The sequence below is a fragment of the Streptomyces sp. NPDC054956 genome (assembly GCF_053609185.1).
Window position 1 is genome coordinate 1 of sequence record NZ_JBSGXB010000571.1, and the last position, 2,202, is coordinate 2,202.

General features: G+C 71.6%; 1 protein-coding gene and 1 pseudogene. Both read left to right on the plus strand.

Annotated features, from left to right (window positions below; all coding sequences use genetic code 11):
* Nucleotides 1-320 (plus strand): annotated as a pseudogene (locus ACWGDE_RS38335) (glycine/betaine ABC transporter ATP-binding protein); the annotation flags it as partial.
* Nucleotides 320-2,125: an ABC transporter permease/substrate binding protein gene (locus ACWGDE_RS38340; protein ID WP_453393711.1), complete on the plus strand. Its 1,806-nt coding sequence runs from the start codon at nt 320-322 to the stop codon at nt 2,123-2,125. The pseudogene ACWGDE_RS38335 and the gene ACWGDE_RS38340, both read left to right, overlap by 1 nt.
* Nucleotides 2,126-2,202: the final 77 nt, after the last annotated feature.

Genomic DNA, 2,202 nt, shown 5'->3' on the forward strand with positions numbered 1-2,202 from the left:
GCACGGCCGAGGACATCCTCGTCCGCCCCGCGGACGACTACGTCGCCTCCTTCATCCAGGACGTGGACCGCTCGCGCGTGCTGACCGCCGACGCCGTCATGGACGAGGTGCCCGCCGGGGCGGACGCCTGCGGCTGCCCCACCGTCGGCGCCGGCACCGCGCTCGCCGACCTGTGCGCGGTCAGCGCCCGCGTCCCGCACCCGGTCGGCGTCACCGACGAGGAAGGCGCCGTGATCGGCCACGTACCGCAGGACCGCCTCGTCGCCTTCCTCGGGGACGAACACCGGCCCCCGATGGCCTGCGCGGAGGTGGCGGCCTGATGCCCCGCCTGAACCTCGGAGCCTGGGTCGACAGCGGAGTCGACTTCCTCCAGAGCCACCTGTCCTGGCTGTTCGACGCCATCAGCGCGCTCGTCACCGGGCTCTACGACGCCATCGAAGCCGTCCTGTCCGCACCGTCCCCGCTGCTCCTGGCCGGCGTACTCGCCGTCGCCGCGTGGTGGCTGCGCGGACTGTTCGCCGCCGTGCTCGCCTTCGCGGGCTTCGCGCTCGTCGACTCCGTCGGACTGTGGCCCGACGCCATGTCCACGCTCGCGCTGGTCGTGGTCGCCACCCTGGTCACGCTGGTCTTCGCGATCCCGCTGGGCATCTGGGCCGCGCGTTCCGCCCGGGTCAGCGCGGTCCTGAAGCCCGTCCTGGACTTCATGCAGACCATGCCGGCGATGGTCTACCTCATCCCCGGCATCATCTTCTTCGGGGTGGGCGTGGTGCCCGGCATCATCGCCACCATCATCTTCTCGCTGGCCCCCGGCGTCCGGATGACCGAGCTCGGGATCCGCCAGGTCGACGCCGAACTCGTCGAAGCCGCGGACGCCTTCGGCACCACCCCGCGCGACACCCTCGTACGGGTCCAGCTCCCGCTGGCCCTGCCCACCATCATGGCGGGCATCAACCAGGTCATCATGCTCGGCCTGTCCATGGTCGTCATCGCCGGCATGGTCGGCGGCGGCGGGCTCGGCGGCGCCGTCTACCGCGCCATCGGCAGCGTCGACATCGGCCTCGGCTTCGAGGCGGGCATCTCCATCGTCATCCTCGCCATGTACCTGGACCGGATGACCGGGGCGCTCGGCCGCCAGGTCTCCCCGCTCGGCCGCCGCGCCCTCGCCAAGGCGCGCTCCGCCGCCACCGGCACCGCCAAGCTGTGGGGCCACCGGCCGCAGCCCGTCCTCGCGATCGCCTCGGCCGTGGTGCTGTCGCTGGTCGCGGGCGGTCTGGGAGTCTTCGGCGACTCGGGGAAGTCCCAGGTCAACGCCGTCGGCGGGGCCGGGGTCACGAACGTCGGCAAGGGCCGCCAGGTCAGCATCGGCTACATCCCGTGGGACGAGGGCATCGCCTCCACCTTCCTCTGGAAGGAGCTCCTGGAGCGCCGCGGCTTCAAGGTCGAGGCCAAGCAGCTGGAGCTCGGGGCGCTCTTCACCGGGCTCGCGGGCGGCCAGATCGACTTCCAGACCGACTCCTGGCTGCCCGTCACGCAGGCCGAGTACTGGAAGAAGTACGGGAACCAGCTCGAGGACCTGGGCTCCTGGTACGGGCCCACCTCCATCGAGCTGGCGGTCCCGTCCTACGTGAAGGACGTCAAGACCCTCGCGGACCTGAAGGGCAAGGGCTCGCAGTTCAAGGGCCGGATCATCGGCATCGAGCCCAGCGCGGGAGCCATGGGCCTGCTGAAGGACAAGCTGCTGCCCGGGTACGGCCTCGACGGCGAGTACAAGGTCGTCGACGGATCGACCCCGGGCATGCTCGCCGAGCTGAAGCGCGCCTACGAGAAGAAGGAGCCCGTCGCGGTCGTGCTCTGGTCGCCGCACTGGGCGTACGCCTCCTACGAGCTGACGAAGCTGGCGGACCCCCAGGGCGTGTGGGGGCAGGGCGACGGCATCCACAGCCTCGCCCGCAAGGGCTTCGCCGCGGACGAGCCCGAGATCGCCGGGTGGCTGCGCTCGTTCAAGCTGACCGAGGCCCAGCTGACCGGCCTGGAGGCCCGCATCCAGGAGGCCGGCAAGGGCAAGGAGCAGCAGGCGGTGCGGGCCTGGCTCGCCGAGCACCCCGAGGTCGACAAGCTCGCGTGAGCGTGAGCGTGAGCGTGAGCGTGAGCGTGTGCCTGCGCGTGCGGGGGCCGGCGCGCGGAGCTTCCCGTTCTTCGGAC